Origin of the sequence: Amycolatopsis sp. NPDC023774, from assembly GCF_040639695.1 — a bacterium.
In the GTDB taxonomy this organism is placed as follows: Bacteria; Actinomycetota; Actinomycetes; order Mycobacteriales; family Pseudonocardiaceae; genus Amycolatopsis.
This window is the reverse complement of the sequence record NZ_JBFAAJ010000065.1, coordinates 1-17,115: the sequence shown is the minus strand read 5'-3', so window position 1 is coordinate 17,115 and position 17,115 is coordinate 1. Positions and strand designations below refer to the sequence as shown.

Annotated in this window: 19 protein-coding genes and 4 pseudogenes; 6 read left to right on the top strand and 17 right to left on the bottom strand. The window is 68.1% G+C overall.

The annotated features are described in order from the left end of the window. Both AB0F91_RS45840 and AB0F91_RS45835 read left to right on the top strand, forming a co-directional pair. The coding region (locus tag AB0F91_RS45840; protein ID WP_360608592.1) for a transposase at positions 1 to 500 on the top strand (500 nt) is incomplete at its 5' end. A gap of 571 nt (positions 501 to 1,071) precedes the next feature. Next, positions 1,072 to 1,230, top strand: a pseudogene (locus AB0F91_RS45835) (DUF4234 domain-containing protein); the annotation flags it as partial. A 294-nt stretch (positions 1,231 to 1,524) separates the two neighbouring features. Here the strand turns inward: AB0F91_RS45835 and AB0F91_RS45830 are convergent. The 8 genes and pseudogenes from AB0F91_RS45830 to AB0F91_RS45795 form a co-directional block, all read right to left on the bottom strand. Further along, positions 1,525 to 1,708: pseudogene (locus AB0F91_RS45830) on the bottom strand (NUDIX hydrolase); the annotation flags it as partial. Between the two features lie 607 nt (positions 1,709 to 2,315). Then, positions 2,316 to 2,465: a Clp protease N-terminal domain-containing protein gene (locus AB0F91_RS45825; protein ID WP_360608594.1), complete on the bottom strand. Its 150-nt coding sequence runs from the start codon at positions 2,463 to 2,465 to the stop codon at positions 2,316 to 2,318. A gap of 378 nt (positions 2,466 to 2,843) precedes the next feature. Beyond that, positions 2,844 to 3,026: pseudogene (locus AB0F91_RS45820) on the bottom strand (Clp protease N-terminal domain-containing protein); the annotation flags it as partial. Beyond that, the gene (locus tag AB0F91_RS45815; RefSeq protein ID WP_360608590.1) at positions 3,026 to 3,247 is read right to left on the bottom strand and encodes a helix-turn-helix domain-containing protein; all 222 of its coding nucleotides are present in this window, start codon (positions 3,245 to 3,247) and stop codon (positions 3,026 to 3,028) included. The pseudogene AB0F91_RS45820 and the gene AB0F91_RS45815, both read right to left, overlap by 1 nt. Positions 3,248 to 3,470: 223 nt before the next feature. Further along, positions 3,471 to 3,998 (bottom strand): GNAT family N-acetyltransferase, encoded by a 528-nt coding sequence (locus tag AB0F91_RS45810; protein WP_360608588.1) that lies wholly within the window; start codon positions 3,996 to 3,998, stop codon positions 3,471 to 3,473. Positions 3,999 to 4,063: 65 nt separating this feature from the next. Further along, positions 4,064 to 4,537: a DUF5994 family protein gene (locus AB0F91_RS45805; RefSeq protein WP_360608586.1), complete on the bottom strand. Its 474-nt coding sequence runs from the start codon at positions 4,535 to 4,537 to the stop codon at positions 4,064 to 4,066. Positions 4,538 to 4,936: 399 nt separating this feature from the next. After that, positions 4,937 to 5,002 (bottom strand): annotated as a pseudogene (locus AB0F91_RS45800) (DUF6307 family protein); the annotation flags it as partial. Between the two features lie 936 nt (positions 5,003 to 5,938). Further along, the gene (locus AB0F91_RS45795) at positions 5,939 to 6,130 is read right to left on the bottom strand and encodes a DUF5994 family protein (protein ID WP_360608584.1); all 192 of its coding nucleotides are present in this window, start codon (positions 6,128 to 6,130) and stop codon (positions 5,939 to 5,941) included. Positions 6,131 to 6,977: 847 nt separating this feature from the next. Here AB0F91_RS45795 and AB0F91_RS45790 point away from each other — a divergent pair. Next, entirely contained in the window at positions 6,978 to 7,442 is a 465-nt protein-coding gene (locus tag AB0F91_RS45790) for a DUF5994 family protein (protein ID WP_360608583.1), read from the top strand. A gap of 563 nt (positions 7,443 to 8,005) precedes the next feature. On the opposite strand, the gene AB0F91_RS45785 is transcribed toward AB0F91_RS45790, so the two are convergent. From AB0F91_RS45785 to AB0F91_RS45775, 3 genes are all read right to left on the bottom strand, one after another. Beyond that, entirely contained in the window at positions 8,006 to 8,983 is a 978-nt protein-coding gene (locus tag AB0F91_RS45785) for an AI-2E family transporter (protein ID WP_360608581.1), read from the bottom strand. Positions 8,984 to 9,655: 672 nt separating this feature from the next. Beyond that, positions 9,656 to 10,087, bottom strand: coding sequence for an ATP-binding protein (locus tag AB0F91_RS45780; protein ID WP_360608579.1), 432 nt, complete (start codon positions 10,085 to 10,087; stop codon positions 9,656 to 9,658). Between the two features lie 85 nt (positions 10,088 to 10,172). Next, positions 10,173 to 10,772: an STAS domain-containing protein gene (locus AB0F91_RS45775; protein ID WP_360608577.1), complete on the bottom strand. Its 600-nt coding sequence runs from the start codon at positions 10,770 to 10,772 to the stop codon at positions 10,173 to 10,175. A 357-nt stretch (positions 10,773 to 11,129) separates the two neighbouring features. Between AB0F91_RS45775 and phoU the strand changes: the two genes are divergently transcribed. Beyond that, entirely contained in the window at positions 11,130 to 11,774 is a 645-nt protein-coding gene (phoU, locus tag AB0F91_RS45770; protein ID WP_360608575.1) for a phosphate signaling complex protein PhoU, read from the top strand. Between the two features lie 391 nt (positions 11,775 to 12,165). Here phoU and AB0F91_RS45765 read toward each other — a convergent pair whose 3' ends face one another. From AB0F91_RS45765 to AB0F91_RS45750, 4 genes are all read right to left on the bottom strand, one after another. Then, positions 12,166 to 12,720, bottom strand: coding sequence for a hemerythrin domain-containing protein (locus AB0F91_RS45765; RefSeq protein WP_360608573.1), 555 nt, complete (start codon positions 12,718 to 12,720; stop codon positions 12,166 to 12,168). 346 nt (positions 12,721 to 13,066) lie between these two features. Beyond that, positions 13,067 to 13,909, bottom strand: a complete 843-nt coding sequence (locus tag AB0F91_RS45760; protein ID WP_360608571.1) for a class II glutamine amidotransferase — start codon at positions 13,907 to 13,909, stop codon at positions 13,067 to 13,069. A gap of 238 nt (positions 13,910 to 14,147) precedes the next feature. Further along, complete coding sequence (locus AB0F91_RS45755) at positions 14,148 to 14,513, bottom strand: hypothetical protein (protein WP_360608569.1); 366 nt, start codon at positions 14,511 to 14,513, stop codon at positions 14,148 to 14,150. 1 nt (position 14,514) lies between these two features. Beyond that, positions 14,515 to 14,697, bottom strand: a complete 183-nt coding sequence (locus AB0F91_RS45750; protein WP_360608567.1) for a hypothetical protein — start codon at positions 14,695 to 14,697, stop codon at positions 14,515 to 14,517. Between the two features lie 361 nt (positions 14,698 to 15,058). Here AB0F91_RS45750 and AB0F91_RS45745 point away from each other — a divergent pair, with 361 nt between their 5' ends. Then, positions 15,059 to 15,187: a hypothetical protein gene (locus tag AB0F91_RS45745; protein WP_360608565.1), complete on the top strand. Its 129-nt coding sequence runs from the start codon at positions 15,059 to 15,061 to the stop codon at positions 15,185 to 15,187. Between the two features lie 197 nt (positions 15,188 to 15,384). On the opposite strand, the gene AB0F91_RS45740 is transcribed toward AB0F91_RS45745, so the two are convergent. Further along, a complete protein-coding gene (locus AB0F91_RS45740) occupies positions 15,385 to 15,549 on the bottom strand; it encodes a hypothetical protein (protein ID WP_360608563.1) in 165 nt (54 codons plus the stop codon). A gap of 335 nt (positions 15,550 to 15,884) precedes the next feature. On the opposite strand from AB0F91_RS45740, the gene AB0F91_RS45735 reads away from it, so the two are divergent. Further along, positions 15,885 to 16,448 carry a dihydrofolate reductase family protein gene (locus AB0F91_RS45735; protein WP_360608561.1) on the top strand — a complete coding sequence of 188 codons (564 nt, stop codon included), beginning with the start codon at positions 15,885 to 15,887 and terminating at the stop codon, positions 16,446 to 16,448. 204 nt (positions 16,449 to 16,652) lie between these two features. Here the strand turns inward: AB0F91_RS45735 and AB0F91_RS45730 are convergent, their stop codons facing one another. Beyond that, positions 16,653 to 16,781 (bottom strand): hypothetical protein, encoded by a 129-nt coding sequence (locus AB0F91_RS45730; protein ID WP_360608559.1) that lies wholly within the window; start codon positions 16,779 to 16,781, stop codon positions 16,653 to 16,655. Between the last annotated feature and the right edge of the window lie 334 nt (positions 16,782 to 17,115).

The window sequence follows — 17,115 nt, the reverse complement described above, 5'->3', positions numbered from 1 at the left end:
TGACCGTGCGGGCGATCAGGGCCACCGCCTCCCGCGTCCAAGCTCTGAAAACGGAAGCAGAGGAACTCGAAACCGACATCGCCGACCTGGTCGAGAGGATGGCGCCGGAACTGCTCCAGCTGGCTGGCGTCGGCCCGATCAGCGCTGCTCAGGTCCTGGTCAGCTGGACGCATCCGGGACGGTTCCGTTCGGAAGCCGCCTTCGCCGCGTTCGCCGGCACCGCACCGATTCCGGCGTCGTCAGGGCTCACCAACCGCCATCGGCTCAACCGGACCGGGGACCGGCAGCTCAATCGCGCCCTGCACACCATCGTCATGATCCGCACGCGCATCGACCCCGCCACCAGGAACTACATCCTGCGCCGCACCGCCGAAGGCAAGTCCTCCCGAGAAGCCCGGCGCTGCCTCAAACGGACCGTCACACGCCAGATCTACAAGCTCCTGGAACGAACAGCAGCACCCACACGAACAACCCTCAGCCCCGTCGCCGAGGCGGCTTGACAGATATAGCAGCCTCGAAAAGCAGCGCTCAAGGGCGTTCGGGGAGTTTGAAGATTCATCGCATGCAGTTCGGGTACCGGGTTCAACCGGCAGCCCTGCCCGCGCTGCGGCAAACCGCTCGACGCGGCGGGCCCGTCGACCGAGGCACCGTCGCCGCCGCCGGCCGACGGCGACTTCCTGGCCTGCGTCGGCTGCACCGAGCCAGCGATCTACCGCCGCTTCCACGCCGGTCGGCCTGACCGCCTGCCCTGGCCTGGGGGCCAACCGCGGCCACGGCGCAGAGGACGTTATAGACCCTCTTGCCCGCCAGCAGCGGGGGCCACGTCGGTCCGCCTGGCTGACAGGTCACAGCCGAGATACTAACGCTGGCACGTCGTAACAATCGCGCTGAAGATCAGCGATTCTGCGCGGACAGGAGAGGAAGTACCCATGAGTCAGCCCACCCCTTACTCGTCACAGCCCGAGCCTCAGCAGCGCAGGGCCGTCCAATGTGGAACCGCAACTGCATCCAAGCTCTGCCGTTGCACCGGTCGTTGCGGGAGCTGTCTCCTAGGTCGCGACAGGGCTCGCGATGAAGGAGCGGCACCCGGTGACGGTATGGCTGCTTTGGCCACTGATCACGCTGGGGATCTACCACCTGGTCTGGTACTACAAGATCCACAAGGAGATGGCCGAGTTCGATCGTCGCCGGGCCGTTCCAGTCGCAGGTCCGATGCTGGTGCTGTTGTTCCTCAGCTGGACCTTCATCGCCCCGATGGTCAGTTACTACAACTGCGGCAACCGCATCCGCAATGCTCAGCGCCGCCGGCCCGCCAGCCAACTGCTCTCCCGCCGCCGGCATGCTGCTCATGTTGGTCTTCGGCGTCGGCATCCTCTATTACCAGGTCGAGCTGAACAAAGTCGTCGCTGCCTACGGGGTGCCCGAGGGATAGCAGATCGAGCCTCGGGTCTGAACCCAGCGATGACGAGAGGTGTAGCTCACCGGCCTGTCTGATCAGGTTTCGGCTGGCAGTCCGGCTGGTGGCTACGCGGGCTCGATCGGCTGGTGCCGCCTGGCGCCTCCCGCCGGTGCCGCGTGAGCGATGTAGTACAGCAACGGCACCGGCGCCCCCGCGCCAAGAGGTTCTTGCCGCTGCGCCAATTCAAGGATCCGGCTGAGCGGGAACGCATTCCGGCCTGCCCACTTCTTCGGTGTCCGTGGGTTCGCCGGAGCTCCTGTGGGCGATCGGTGCCGCGAGTTCTTCTCCCATCGCCCGCGACGGAGACCGGCCAGACCGGGATGCCAGCGTGCACGCCGACGCGGCGGGCGCTCAAACCTCGGTCAGCAACGAGGCACCGCGAGGAGGGCGTGAGCGCGCGTTAGTGGAACATCTGGCTCAAGCAAGGGCGAAGACGCTGCGCACCGTGAAGTCCACCAGTTCGGCCGAGGTCTTGCGCGTTCGGATGAAGGTGGATTCTGCCCGAGATCGTCAGCATGTGAAGATCGTGCGAGAAGAGCATGAGGAGCGGCTCGCTACGCATCGGCACCCGAGGAAGGACCAACCGCGCGCGATCCGGCCGGCGTAGGCGTAGTGCTGCAGCGGATGGTTGCTGCCGGCCGGCTCGGCCGCATGACTTGGTGGGCATCGTTGATCGGCGGCGTGGTCGAGGATCGAAGCGACGTGGACCTGTCGGTTGGCTGATGCCGGCGAATGACGTTGCAATAGTTCACCTGCGGTCCCTTCCGCACGTCGATGACGAGGTCATCTATGTGGCTTGCCCTGCGGCGGTGACGACAAACCCCTGCGACGCCGGTCCTGCTTCTCGCGGACGGGGTCAGCTCGCTTGTCGGTAGCGGTCGTGGATCGCGGCGCGCAACGCAGGTCCTGATGTGCCGAGGGCGAGCAGAATCGGCGCCACTGGCCCACCGTCCATTCTGGTCAGGCCGAGCGCGACATGTTCGACACCGATGTGCGAGTCGTGCATGGCCTGCGCCTCACCCACGCTGTTCTCCAGGCTCTTCCTGGCGCGCGTGGTGAACGGCAGGTGCCCACGAGGAACAGCACCCACGGCCTGGTAGCGGCCGGTCGCCATCGAGCTGCGACCCGGTGCGGCGGGGACGGGACGGCGGCCCCGCCGCCATCGGCGAAGCAGGCCCGGTGGGATGGCGCGACGGAGGTTCAGCCGGGACGGGCGCCGCTCACGGTGTATGGCGTTGGCGGCCTGGGTGAGGGCCTCGGTTCCGAAGGATGCCTCGGTTCGGGCACGCACCGCGTCGAGATCGATCCCGATGGCCGCCAGCGCGTCCCGGTCGAGGTCGCCGAACAGGCCGGCTCCGCCACCGAGGCCGACTTGGCGGACGATTTCGTCTTCGACGCGGTCCGGCGTGATTCCCTGCTCGCGCAGGACGGAGCCGGCGGGCTGGCCGGTGGAGGCCACGGCGAGCAGGAGATGTTCGCAGCCGATGTAGCGGTGCCCGAGCCGGCGGGCGTGCTCTTGGGCGTGGACGACCACGGTGCGGGCGTCGGGAGTGAAGCGCTCGAACATCATCGCCCCCCGACTCGTCGGCCGTACTTGCGGTGCACGGTCTGCTTGGTGACGCCGAGCCGCTCGGCGATGTCCTGCCAGGACCACCCCAGCTTCCGCGCGCTTTCGACCTGGAGGATCTCCAGCCGTTCGGCAAGTGCCCGCAACTCGGCCACCGCGCGCAGCCCCACGTCGGGGTCGTTGCTGGTGGCACCTTTGGCGATTTCCAGTGTTGGATCCATGCATGTCAGCATATGCTGACGAACAGCGGGCGTCAACTTATGCTGACGAGCAATCCGCTGACGATGCGACGTGCCGCAGCCCTGGCGGTCGCGCACACCCGTCCGGCGCCGCCGCCGGCGCAGACGGGACGGACCGGCGCTGCGTGAGTGAAGCCCGTCCCGCGGGCAGCAGCCGGTCGCGGTCAGCCACCACGCGGGCTTGGTGACGACGCGTGCCGCAGGATCATGGATGCTCCGCCGCCGGAGCGAGCGACAGGGTGACCTGCCGCTCCGGCCAGCCCCGGCCGATATGGCAGGGCAGGCCCAGTGCGGCGAACACGTCGAACATCCTCGAGTCCTGCGCCAGCACGTCGACGACGAAACTCCGCACGCCCTCGTGGCCCGCCGAGACGACGAGCTGCTCGAGCAGCAGCGTCGCGATGCCGTGTGTCCGCGTGCGGTTGTCCACCACCAGAGCGATCTCGGCCTGGGCCGGATCGGGGAGGATCTGGTACCGGGCGACACCGACCAGCTGGTTGTGCACGAAGCAGCCGGCTGCGGTGTGCCCGATTCCGGAATCCCGGGCGAGCTGTGTGGCGAGCCTGTCCAGCCGAGCCGTACCCAGTCCGAAGGACCAGAAGCACCGGTCGCGCCCGGACAGGTGCGCGTGCAGAGCGAGGACGGCCACGACATCACCGGCGTCCAGCCTTCGCACCCAGGCGACTTCGCCGTCGGACAGGAGCACCTTGACGGGTGGGGTGGTGACGGACATGTCGTCTCCTCGCGAGGGTGCGGGAGCCGCCCGCGTATTCGGGCCCGGGCGTACTTCTTGTGCGGTTACGAAGGACGGGTCCTCTCCGGGCCTCCGCTCGCGGCCAGGATTTCCTCGGCCCGATCGCCATTGTCACGCCGCGATGCGGCGATGAGGGCGTCGTGGCCGGCCACCTCGGGTGCTCCCGGAGGGATCGTCAGCAGGCTGATCCGGTGTGGTTCCGGTCCGGTCACGGTCACGAGGTGTCCGGGCCCGGCCCGGGTACCGTGCAGGTGCACGACGTGACCGGCGATCTCCATCCGCCGCGGGGCGTTGTCCCACTCGGTCGTCACGTAGGTCACGCGCGTGATGTATCCGAGGCGCATGGCGAGGACTTCGACCAGCGGCGGCAGTTCTGCCAGCAGATCGCGCGATCGTGGCCACCAGGAACCGTCCAAAGTGCTCGGTGGTGTGTCCTTGGGCTTCAGGCGAAGCCGCAGCAGGTGATGGGTGGCGGCCGTGCCCGGTCTCCAGGTCTGGGTGCGCGGATCCGGCTTCATGCCGAACTCCAGTCCCGATCGCGATCGACCGACGAGGAGTGAACCGAGGACGACGCCGGCTCTGCTGCCCGCGCGCGAAATGCTCTCGGTGACAACGACTCTACACCCCGCCGGTCTTTTCGAGCAGCGTCGGCAGGGCGTCTACGGCACGGAGGTCAGTGCGACCGTGGTGTCGCTGCTGCCGTAGGGAGCCATAGCGGGCCCGGGAATAAGTTTGGGATCGGTGCGCGTTGGTCGTGTCGAGCTGACAGTTCATGACAAAGCCTGCTTCAGCGGCTTGCCCGCAGCAGTCGGGGTCGCTGCCGAGCGCCGGGCCGCGATCCAGCAACCGACGGGGGAACGAACAGCTCGATGGAACCCCCCGTTCTGTGCCGCCTTCTGGACCGGCAAGGCGAGCTCCTACCACCGCACCTTCTCAGGTGGCTCGTCGATGAGGTGCAGTAGCCGCACCGCAAGCGCTTGGCACTCCGGGTTCGGTCAGGCCGAGCGGCTCGCGATCGTGTCGTGGCTTGCTGTCTCACGTGGACAGACGGGGCAGCCGCCAACGCTCGTCCGCGCCCGTCGGCGGCGATGGGGCGGAGTTCGATGATCAATTCGTGCTCCTCATTGGTCGGCCGCCTCGGCTCCATTCGACGTCACAACCCGCGCGACGAACGGAGGTTGCGGGGTATTCGCGGACGCGTTCTCGCGGGTGACGAAGGCGCCCAGCTCACCGCGAGTGCTCATCAGTGGTGCGGGAGCACCACGGTGGTGTTCTTGTCCACCGCGAACTCGACGAGGCGATCTGCAGATTGCACAGCCGCAAGCGGGTGCGTCATCATCGTGTTCGGTGCTGCGGCGAGCGCTGCTGCGGCCGGCGACTCGCCTTCGGCGCTGATGATTGCCAGGCGCGCTACGAGCCGGGGACGGCGCGGGCTTCACTGCCATCGCACGGGTGCGTCCGGACACTACTGACACTGCACGTCGCCAGATGTGGGAAGGTCCACGACAGCACGCCGGGCCGGACCGCGCTGGGCCACGAGGTCAGCGTCCACGAACCGCCGCGAGCGGTTCACCGGTCATCAGCTCGGCGTGGCACTGATCGGGCGGATCCCGGCGGCCGCTGGTGGGCGGAACCGTCCACCAGAGACAGCAGACCCGTCCTGCGATCGCTTCGGGATGCGGAGAAACCCGTTCGCCGGAAGGATTTCCGGCGAAGCGGCGGCGGACTCATCACCGGCAGCCGACCGCGAGCCGGTTGCGTTTGGGCCTCCGGTGGCACGACCAGCAGGCTCGCCCGCCGGGAGTCCGAACCGATCACGGTGATCGTGTGCGGGTGCGCAGAGTGGAAGTCTCCTCGAGCCGCACCGTGTGGTCGCCGACGCGCACCTCCCGGACGGCCGGTCCCCAAGTGTCCACGTCTTAGGACACGCGCGTGACCGGTCCCACCCAGTGCTCAAACGCCTTCGGCAACTCCGCCGCCAGATCCGTCGAGCGCGGCCACCAGCTGCCGTCGACGTGGCCGGGTTCGGCGCCGGCCTGCTTCATCCACAGACGGGGCGCGGGAAGCTGTTCGCCCTCGGCCATCGTTTGCGGCTGAACCGAAATGATCACACCGGCCTCCCGCCCCGGCCCGTGACCGGGAGTCCGGCGAACGGCCGGACATCGCTTCGCCTCCGGAGCCGCTACGCTACTCTTCGGGTTCCGTACCGTTGCCCCGGCAACGGGTGCCTCGTACGGCGCGCTCGTCGCAGAGCGGCACTCCACCGCGTGCTCGGCCCAGCGTCGGTGTAGTATCGGTGGTGTCCGAGAGCATCTCGTGCGTGGGCGACCGAGTCCGCGTCGTCCTCGGTCCTCCTTCGGTCGGTTCCGGCCGAGGACAGGAGCACGGCATGTAGCCGGGCCCACGACACACCATCGCCACCCATCGGCCTGAAGGCCGTCGAGCCGCTCCGGCTCCGACCGCGTCCGCGGTGCCAGTCGACAGCGCCCAACCGGGTACGGCGATGGTGCGACGTGGCCCGCTCCCGATACTCGGTGGCGGGCGATCGATCACGTTGTCTCGAAAGGAAAATCATCAGTACCTCACCCTTGGGCAAGCCACTCTTCAGCCACCCCGTCGCAGAAGAGCGGTGGCCCGGCGCTCTCGTCGAGCCGCAGGAAACTCGTTACGGCAGCCTGTTCCGGCCCCCGGCTGCTCAGGCCGGCGAACGCGCGGCAACGCATCCTCGCCAGCCACAAGCGCACACGCGGCGGCAGCGCCGCCGCTGACTGTGCCCTTCGGCGCGCCCGCTCCACTGTGAACGGTGGCAGCTGAGGCTCTGATTCGGCGGAGGCTGAACACATCGGCCTGAGCGAATCGAAGTCCGACTCCGTCGGCCGAGAAGGCGCGCACCGTCACCGCCGCGCAGCAACCACGGCAATCACCACCACGCGATGTGGGCCGGACAGGAGCGCGACGATGAAGTTCGTACCAGGCAACGGTGCCTCGGCTACCGTGATCAACTCAGTCGCCATCGGGCATAGGCTGCGGCTGAAGGAACCGGGAGCCACAAAAGGCTGTTTCGACGGCGCCTGGTGGCCACGGTCAAGGGACCCGGTCACCGAATTCAGCGCCCTCGTCACCTCGCTCACCGCGGAATTCGGAAGCGTGGACCGCATCGGCTTCAACCCGGCCGCATGGGACCTCGCACCGGACCGGCTCGCCCACGGACCCGATCTGGTGCGGCTGGCGAGTTTCTCCGGTCTCCAGCAGCACACCATCGTGGTGATCGGACCACACATCCACCACTTGACCCTGCTGATGGTCCCCCCAGAAGCCGACCCGGTCGCAGCGGAACGCGCGCTGAGTGCGGCCTCCGCCCCGGACACCACCGATTCCGCCGAGCTAATCCTGACCACCAGCGGAGTCACCGGCGCGGCATGAGCCCCGCCCGGCCGGGGGTATCGAGGGCACCACCGCGAGCACTCGCATTCCGCTTCAGCCGTCTCGCGCGCCGTTTACCTCCACCCGCGATCCTCATCGGGAGCCGAGCCTTCATGGTCGACAGTCTGCCGTGCCAGTGCCTCGTGGGCCGGGATGACGTATTCGGCGATCACCAGCCGGTGGTTGAGGCACCTGCTCGCTGTTTCGCGGCAGCCCTGCCAGCCAGACCTTGCCGAGTTCGGAGCCGCAAGCCGTCAGCCTCGAGTTCGCTGCCGTGCACGCCGTGCCTCTGCGACTGCGGCACGAGGTCATCGGCGCACTCTCCACCATCGGCATTTTCCGGGAACGCGCTATCCGCTGCGGCGAAGTCCTCACCGAGCAACTGCAGACCGCTTTGAACAGTCCGCGTCGTCGTCGAACAAGCCGAAGGTACTCTTTCATGCCGGGGGCCTCGACAGGGACCAGATATTCGAAGTCATGCACACGTACGCCCACGAACATGCCGCGCGGCTCTCCTCTGTCGCCACCAACTGGCCACCGCCACCCTGGACCCCGAACCGTTCTCAACCATCGCCACCACCCCGCACCGCAGCCGTAACCGCGAGCCGGGAAGGACAGAAGACGCGGGACACCGAAAAGGGCTCGGTACCACGCGGGAGATCGGCACCGACGAGCCTGACTACGCATTGGTGCTCAGGCCTCAGTCTCCTGGGTCGGGGGCTCGGCCGCGGCGGGGCGGTGAAGTTGCGCCTGGCCGAGCTGAGCACGGCGAGCAAGGGGACGGCGAGCAGGGCGCCGATGATGCCGGCGGTGACGAGCCCGGTGGCCAGGGCGAGCACGACGGCCAGGGGGTGCAGGCGTACGACGCGGCCGAGCAGGAACGGTTGCAGGACGTGGCTTTCCAGTTGCATCACGCCGATCACGATGGCGAGCACGATGATGGCCGGGAGGATCCCGCCGGTCACCAGTGCCACGAGCACCGCGACCGCCCCGGCGACCACGGACCCGACCACCGGGACGAAGGCGCCGAGGAACACCAGCGTGGCCAGGGGAGCGGCGAGCGGCACGCCGACGATGAGCAGGCCGACGCCGACGCCGACGGCGTTGATGACCGCGACGGCGGCGGTGCCGCGAATGTAGCCGGCCAGGGTCGTGAACCCGGCGCGTCCGGCCAGGTCCATGCGATGCCGCACCCGGACGGGGACGGCGCCGAGCAGGAACGACCAGATCCTGCCGCCGTGGGCGAGGAAGAAGATCAGGCAGAACACCATCAGCAGGAACTCCCTTCGAAGAAAACTTTTGCTCGTCACATCGGAGCGCAACACCATGCCTGCCGGGGAGATCCCGAGCTGGGTGAGGATCATGAACACGGCGATGCCCATGATCATTGCCGGGACGAGGGTTCGCACGATCTTGCCCGTCGGGGTGTCGCCCATGGTGCGGTGCACCAGCCCGCCGATCGCGCCGGCGACCGCGGCCGCGACGAGGAAGATCAGCAGCGCGGCGAGGAGGTTGGGCAGGTAGCTCAGCACCTGGTTCATGAACCCGGTCAACGCCGGAATTCCCAGGGTCCCATGGCCGAGGAGATGACGAACAGCATGATCATCCAGAACAGGCTCGGCCGCGCTGGCCGCGGCACTGGCCTTCGGCCTCGGCGGGCGCGACGCCGCCGCGGAATTGGTGGACTCCGGCTACCAGAGGGCCCAGGAACAATCCGACACGATCGCGGCAGATCTGGCGACGGGCCAGCAGCGCGCCGGCCAGCACGCAGCCACCGCCAAGCAAAAGGCCGAGCAAAAGGTCGGCGGGCGAGGCACTAGCGCACGTCCCGCCCAGTCCCCGCCGGTCCAGACTCCGCCAGCACCCACCGCCGAACGCGCGCACCGGTCGTGAGACCTGGTGGATCGGGGTCACTGGGCCGACGACCGGGTTGCTTCCGCCCGGTGGATCGACGACGAGGTCAAGTCGATCCACCGGGCCGCCTCGGCGCGGCGCAGATGGCTGCGCGCCATGGCGAGGAGCTCCAACGGACAACACGCAGATAACAGCGGTGTGGCCGCTCACGTACCCAGAGGTGGCTGTGTCAGCTGTGACTACTACAGGCTTGACCTCCCATACGATCGGCGATGGCTCTTGGGGTCGGCGCCGGGAACCTGCGCGCAGGGGGGGCGAAGCAGCCGATGGCCGGGCTCGGTGGCCCAGGCCTGCTCAGGTCATGCTCGCGGCATCGAGGGGGCCGGGTGCCAGGTCATGGTCACGATGGTGCCGAGCTCGGTGGCGTCGATGGTCGCGTGATCGGGGAGGGCGCGGATCAGCGGCAGGCCGCGACCATGCAGGCCACCGGGGTCTGGCTCGGGTGGCTGCCAGCGGCCGTGGTCGGTGACGGTGATGCGGACCAGGCCGGGCTGGTGGTGGGCATGCAGATCCACGATGCCGGCGTCGTCGGGGTAGGCGTGTTTCGCGGTGTTGATCAGCGCCTCGTAGGTCGCCAGCTCGACGTCGGCGGCGAGATCACCCGTCAGCTGGTGGGCTCGGACCCAGTCGGCCACCTCGTGCCGCAAAGCGGTGACGTACTCGACGCTGGCGGGCCGGCAGGCCCGCAGCTCATGGTTCGCGGCCGAGTCGGATTCGCCGGCTGGGGACATCAGCAACCACCTCGCGCTGTCATGACGTCGGATGCCCACGTGGTACCCCTGCCGCGCCCGAATACGCGCGAAGCTCCGCGCCCGGTCAGTAGCCGTCGCTGACCAGCGCGTCGCTCGCCGACGGATACAGCGCGAACACCGCGCGGAGCCCGACCAGCTTCACGGTGCGGTCGAGGTAGTGCCCGACTGCAAGCCGCAGCTCGGTGCGCTCACCGGCGGCGTCGCGGGCCTCGACGAGTGCGCCGATCGCGGCTGAGGAGAAGAACGCGACCTCGGTGAGGTCGAGTACCAGTACCGGCGGGGCCTCGAGGAGCGCTTCGCGGATCGCGACCTGCAGTTGGGGCGTAGTGACCATGTCGAATTCGCCGCGCGCGGTGAGCACCGCCACTGCACTGTCGCGCCGCAGGTTGACGCCCGTGGTGTCTCCGAGTGCGGCTGCGTCCCCTGCCGGGTTCGGATCGAAAGCCTGCATGCTCCCGATCTTGACGCAGCGGTCACCGTGCCGCACAGCCACCAGCCGGCAAACAAAGGAAATGCGGCGGCGTCGCTGGTCAGCCAAGGCGTTGAGGGGGTCGTGGCCGTAGGTGTTGCGCTCACTGACCTGGGCGTTCTTGTTCTTGATGAAGTGCTCGCCCGTGCGCTCTCGCGCCATGTCGCGGCCTTGGGAGGCGGCGGCGTCCTTCATGTCGTGGTGTGCGCGGCGGGGCTGCTGTTCTTCCACCGGCCGCCCTCGAAATAGATCTTCCTCCGGCGCGCTGGCGTACCGGACGTGTCCGCTCGCGAGAGGTTCGGACGTGGACAACGTGGTGACTTGGCACGAACCCGGGTCCGTCACCGGCTACGTCGTACTCCCGCCACGCCGAACCCACCGGCGCGCGACTGGCGTGCGCTGCGATGTCGCGGCCAGGTTCGCCCGGCACCGTCGGGAGGCATAACGGTTACGTCGCGCTTTCGCCACAATGGCTGCCAGCGCGTTTGAACGGGGAACCCAGGCGAAATCGCTGGCAGTCTGCTGACGCACAGCGCGCGAAGGGACATCCGGATGCGAGATTCATTCCATGGCGAGCTGTCCCGGCTACGCGCCGAATTGGGCGAAATGTGCGCGTTCAGCGGCCAGGCGATGCGCCACGCGACGATGGCGTTGCTCACCGCAGACCTGGTGCTGGCCGAACAAGTGCTGAGCGGGGATGCCCAGCTCGACGCGTGGCGCGCCGAGTGCGAGGAGCAGGCTCAAGTGTTGCTGGCGTTGCAAGCGCCCGTCGCCTCCGAGCTGCGACTCCTGGTCGCCGTGGTGTATTGCGCCGACGATATCGAACGCATGGGTGACCTGGCAGCGCACATCGCCGGCATGGTCCGCTTCCGCCATCCCCACCACGTGGTCGCGGGTCCGTTGGAGACGAAATTCCGCTTGCTCGGAATCCTGACCGCCGGTATGGCAGCCAAGGTCGCGGACCTTATCGTCGCACCCGCCGAGGGCGTGTTCGCCCAGCTGGAGGATACCGACCGCGCGGTCGATGACCTGCACCGCGGGATTCTCGACTACCTCACGTCGCCCGCCTGGCCGGACGACCACGCCGCAGCGGCTTGCGCTGCGCTGCTGTCCCGGTTCTACGAGCGTTTCGGCGACCACGCCGTTTCGGTCGCCAGGCGCTTCGAATTCGCCGTGAGCGGCACGTTGCCCGTTTGACCGGGTTCGGACCGTGCCACCAGGTCCTGCGACGCGGGTACGGGCGCCGACCGGTTCGGATCGGCCACGCTGCCGCCGATCACGGCGGCGTGCAGTCGGCTTCGAGTTAGTCCCAGCAATGAGGTCAGTTTCCTTCTGCCGACGTCGCGCCGTGGAGCCGGCCGGTGCGGTGTTTGCCAGGCCCGTAACCCGGCGATCACCGCAACCGAGCGACACCCCGCCTACATTGTGGAGGGTCAGGGCGACGGCGTCGTCCTCGGTGGCTGTTTCTTCGCCAGGTCCTGGTCTTCGTCCACTTCCTGGGGCGTGGCTTCGTCCCGGTTTCTTCGGCGAACTCCTCCGGATCGGCGTCGACGTCGTCGCGGTGCGGTTCGTCGCGGACCTCCGCCGCTCACCTTCCGAGCGCGGCGCGGATGGCGTCACGCGCCCGGTCGATGATCGCCGTCGGTGGCCCCAGCAGGAGGTTGGCTTTCGCGCTTTCCACGCCGGGATGCGGCCGGGTCGGGGCGACCGCCTCGGCCAGCCGCGCGGTCGCCGCCATTGCTCGCAGCCGCTCGGGCGGCCGGTGGGCTCGCAGCATCGGGAATTCGTCGCGTTCTTCGTGTTCGGCGTGTGCGAGCACGTCGTCTCGCAGTTGCTCCAGCAGCGTGTCGAACCCATCAGCGTCCGGGCCCATTTTTTCCAGGGTCGTCAGCAGTTCCTTGGCACGGTGCTCCTCACCCAGCCGCGCCTCGACGACGGGCCCGGCCGCTGGTTCGAGGTCGCGGATCTCCGGGTGCACTACCTCTTCCTCCGCTGTCTCGTGCACCGCCAGCAGCCGAACTAGGCTGCGGAACAGTTTTTGCCGCCGGTCGTCTTCTGCCGTTTCCAGCTGTGTGAACAGCTCGCGGATCTCCCGGTGCTGTCGCTGCAGCAACTCGATGACGTCCTCGTTGTTCTCCGCCATGAAAGTCTTCTCCTTGTCGGCTGGAGGCCTCCCCGCGTGCTGGTTTGTCTGTGGTGGCCAGATCTCGCTGGGGGCATCGTCGCTCCTCGGTCTGGTGGTCGCATACCCGCGTGGAGGTCGACCAATCGTCAAGCGGTGGTGCCGGCATTGAGAGTGGCCTCTTACTTTCGGCCGACCACTCCGTGGTTCCTGGCCCAGGCCGACTGCTCGCACACTGCTGGATGGCGTGCTTCTGCCGTATTCCTGTCAGCATCCACGGGCAGCGCGTGGTCGCGCACTGCGGCTGATCGTGGCGATGTCCGCGGGCGGCTCTTGAGGTCGCCGCGCTCCTGCTGATCTGGGATGGTCAACGCAAGGCTTCGGACACCCGCGGCGAGAACGATCGCAGCTCCTCGACACCGGCATGTGTCACGACGCAGGTGGCTTCCGGCACCTCCCGCCAAGCCCCGCGAAGGTCACCCAGCGGTTCCGAGACGACGAGGCGGGCATCGTCGGACAGGACGTGCAGCGCTGGGTTGTCCGGGTACTGGCGGCGGAGGGTGGACACGTCGGTGCTGTGGAAGAGGGACCGGGAACGGCCCTCGCTGGAGTAGCGGAAAGCCCAGGTGGTGTCGCCATCGGTCGTGGCGACCGTCATCTGTATCGGGTGCTCGGTCCCGTGTCGCCGCCCGATCTCCTCGACCACCCCCACGGCCTGGGCCACGCCCGCCACCGGGTCCTGTTCCAGGCCGAAGGTCAGGGCGAGGTAGAAGAGGATCTCGGAATCCGTCGAGCCCTGGATTTCGGGATAGAGCACGGGGTCGACGACCATCGCGAGGTCACGCCGGACGGCCGGGAAGTCGGCGATGAGACCGTTGTGCATCCACAGCCATCTGCCGTGCCGGAACGGGTGGCAGTTGGTCTGCTGCACGGCCGTGCCGGTGGACGCCCGGATGTGCGCGAAAACCCGCCCTGATTCGACCTGTGCGGCGATCTCTCGGAGGTTGCGGTCGTTCCAGGCCGGCTCGGTGCTGAGGAAAACCCCGGGGATGGCCAGGTTTCCGTACCAGCCGACGCCGAAGCCGTCACCGTTCGTGGTTTCGACGCCCAACCGCGCGTGTTTGCTCTGCATGACGAGAGAGTTCTGGGGCTTGTAGAGAAGATCTTCCAGATACACCGGCGAGCCGGAGTACGCGAGCCAACGACACATCTCGAAACCTCCTCACCCCATCGCTCCACTGCGACGGCCGGCGCGGATCACCCGCCATAGATGAGGCCGACTGCGGTGGTCAGTGTCAGCTCACGAGGCCAGCGACTTGAGGTTGAGCGGGGTGATCTGGTCGGCGACGAGGACACGGTGCCCTGCTTGATTTGGCCGATGCCGCGTATCAGCAGCGCCGGACTGGTCAGCCAGGTGTTCCGGTTTCTGCGCCGCCCCGTTGACCGGACTACGGAGGGGCGCGCTGGTGTCGCGACTCACGCAGTCGCGTGGCAGGGGTGGTGGTCGAGACCGCGGAGTGGAGCAAGCTGAGTTCACCGTGCGGGTGGCCCGCGTCCACGAGCCAGACCGTGCGTCCGGGGTGCGTAAGACGCCCACGGTCTGCTGCCTGCAGCGCCACCTGGTCGGTGCTGCTGCCGAGGTCGAGGACACGGTCGCTCTCGCCGACTGCGGCGGTTCCGAAGAACTCGTCGGTAAGCTTGCAGATGATCGCGTTGCAGCGGGTCGCGGTGTTTGGCGTCTCGCTTCGCTTCGCGATGGCGGCGGCGAGCTCGTGCAGGCCCGGTCCGACAGATCGAGCAGCCAGCTCGCGCATCTCAACGACGACGAGGTACAGCCCAGCTCGGCCAGACGCCCGGGTCTGCCGTCGGATCTACGCCGGCCAGACGGATGAGACCGATACCGTCGCCGTCACGGTGAACGGCCCAGATGGTCATCGTTCGGCCCTTTGCATGCTGATCTACCCAAGCCAACACCTCATCGATGTCGGCGTCGGTCAACTCCCACTCCTCACAGCGTGAATCGTCCATCCAGAAGTGCACACGAAAGGCCGGGCTGTCGTTCTCCCAACACTGATCACGGGGATCGATCGGAGTCACATGCATAACGGCATCATCGCCGAACAGCGGTCATCGGTGGGGCCGAATCAGGTCGTCAAGCCGGAACCCAGTCCGAGCGTGGTGAGACGGAGCAGCAGCGTGAGCAGGGTGCTGCCGGTTCGGTGGCGGCGTCGGCGAGCGTTTCGGCGAGCCCGGGGTCGCCGGCGAGCAGGTGATCGACGGCGACCCGCCCGGCACTTGGCTGAACCGAACAGGGTGACTCCGAAGATACGACGCTGATCAACTGCTCGCTCGAGCGTTGGTGAGCGGCTACAAGGCCGTCGGCGCGACGAAAGTGCAGCTGCTCGACGGCGACGAGCCCTTCTACGACGACGACCCCTACCTGCACCGGGCCACCAGAGGTCGCGTGACGCCGCGGCGAGGCTCTTGAGGTCGACCGGGGTGAGCTGGTCTGCGACCAGGACCCTCGGCCAGCGCCTGGCGCACGGCGTTCTTGCGGCCGCCGGTGAGCACCAACACGTGCTTGCGCAGCTCCTCCACCACCTCCTCGTGGTTGTAGAGAGGCCGACCCTTCTCCGCCGGCGAGCTCGGCGCGGGAGATCACCCGGCACAACCGCTGGTAGCCCTTCAAATCGCGGGCGAGGGCGACAGGTGGGAGCCGAGCGGCTCGGCCGTACCGCCCTGCGGGGCCGGGAGCTCGAGTGAGAGCTCCGCGCCGGTGCGGATCACGAGGTGCCAGCCGGTCTCGGCGAAGCGGACCGCGCCGGATCTGCCGTCGTGATCGGTCAGCACCACCGCGTCCAGATCGAGCCGGCCCGCCTCTTCGACAGAGCTTCGGGGGAGGAGACGCCGTCCAGGAAGGAGAAGTACGAGTGGGTGTGCAGCTCGGCGTAGGGCACCCGCGCAGTGCCAGCCTCACCCACGGGATGGCGCAACAGCCCATCAGTGGACGATATCCGTCGCGCTTGCGCGACCACGCCGGCGAATCCCCGCCATCCCCACGCACCACCGACCCGCTGCGGCCGGACGCGATCCGCTCCAACCGGCCCTCGGTGTGTCCTGACCGATGATTTTTCCGCGCCGTGCTGGTCTTTACGCCGAAGACCGCTCCACGGGAGGCTGACGCCATGCGGAAACTGACCTTTGGCATGAACCTGACCCTGGACGGCTACATCGCCGCGCCCGGCGACGACCTCGGCTGGAGCGTGCCGAGCGACGAGCTGTTCCAGTGGTGGTCCGACCGGGTAGGGGCGACCGGCCTTGCCCTGTATGGGCGCAAACTGTGGGAGACGATGAGTTCCCACTGGCCGACCGCCGACCAGCAGCCCGGCGCCACACCGGCGGAGATCGAGTTCGCCCGCCGTTGGCAGGACATGCCGAAGGTGGTGTTCTCCTCCACGATCAGCACGGTCGCCTGGAACGCCCGCCTGGTCACCGGCGACGCGGTCACCGAGATCACCCGGCTCAAGGCCGAGGATGGCGGCCCCATCGACATCGGCGGCGCCACACTCGCCGCAGCGGCGATGCGGGCCGGTCTGATCGACGAGTACGTGCTGGCCACCGCACCGGTCTTGGTGGGCAGCGGCACGCCGTTCTTCACGGCCCTGGACAACTGGGTGAACCTGACCCTGGTGGAGACCCGGACGTTTCCCGACGGCGTGGTTCTGACCAGGTACGAGACCAGGCCCTGAGTGCCCGACGTCGGACCGGCGCGGGCTTCGGGCCGCCCCAGGCCCACTGGGTGCTAGCGGCCTGCCGCTCATTGGATCCGCGACCCCCTGAGCCCGACCCCGCCGCCGCCACACGGCCCGAGACATGGCGAGGCCTCCGACTCTCGGTGACGCGGCCTACGGTCAGCGTGGGACGGGCGACGAAGCCACCCAGCTAGCCCGCAGTCAGCCGGGCCGCCAGAACACGGGGGCATACGCACCGGCGAGGGCGAAGGCCAGCCCGGAGACGCCGAGGGCGACGCGGAACACCGGCTGCACCGGTGAGGCCCCGGTCGGCAGAAGGAACTTCAGCACCCATGCGGAAATAGGTCACGACGCCGATCGCGAGCACGACCACCGCGGCCAGTCGAGCAGCACGCACCCGGCACCTCCTCAACGAAGATCCCCGCCCGCCGGTCCCGAGGTGACCCAGCAGGTCCGCGTCGAGTGTGGTAGTCGGCCAACGGAGGCCACCCCGACCCGGGGAGCACCACCTGAGTAGACGCAGATCACGGTGTCCCCGGAACGTGGCATTCACACTCTGTGCACGAGACGTGCAGAATGCTGTCGGGCGCCGCGATGGCCGTGCGCAGGAGTGGGATGGGGGATACGGTGCGCCGTTCTGTGATGACGAGCTTGCTGGGCCTGA